Raw genomic sequence first — 578 nt, 5'->3', positions numbered from 1 at the left:
ATATTTAAGCCACGTAATAGTGAATCTTGGGATGCATTAGGCTTTAAAATAAGCCGTACATAGCGGCCCTGTATGTCACCGTCTGTTGTTTCAGGTAGTACCAAGGCATTTTGTAGTGTAGTGCGTTTATGGGCAGCAGGAACTTCCAATAAAAATGAGCGTCCTACCATTTTTTTTGTGAGATCTTGTGGCTGTCCTGAGTAGAGAAGTTTTCCTTGATTGAGTAATAATACCTCTTTGCATTGCTGAGCTTCATCCAGATAAGAAGTACTCCAAAGGATCAGCATGCCTTCATCAGCCAAAGTATGCACCATTTGCCACAATTCACGACGCGCAATAGGGTCAACACCCACTCCGGGTTCATCTAAAAGTAAGACTTTGGGTTTTCCAAGCAGGGTACAGGCCAACCCTAATTTTTGTTTCATACCACCTGATAATTTACCCGCCAACCGCTGTGTGAAATGTGTTAGATCGGTAAATGTGAGCAGTTGTTGGTAGGTTTTTTTTCTGTCTTCACCCACAACGCCGCGCAAATCAGCATACAGGTCGAGGTTTTCTTGAACGGTCAAATCTTCATA

General features: G+C 43.1%; 1 protein-coding gene. It reads right to left on the bottom strand.

From position 1 onward, the window contains the following. A partial coding sequence (locus ABN217_RS19895) for an ATP-binding cassette domain-containing protein (protein WP_349459950.1) occupies positions 1 to 578 on the bottom strand: 578 nt, incomplete at both ends.

The sequence above is a fragment of the Proteus sp. fly-1067 genome (genome assembly GCF_040139345.1).
Classification (GTDB): domain Bacteria; phylum Pseudomonadota; class Gammaproteobacteria; order Enterobacterales; family Enterobacteriaceae; genus Proteus; species Proteus vulgaris_B.
The sequence above is the reverse complement of the archived record's forward strand: the minus strand, read 5'-3'. Positions and strand labels throughout refer to the sequence as shown.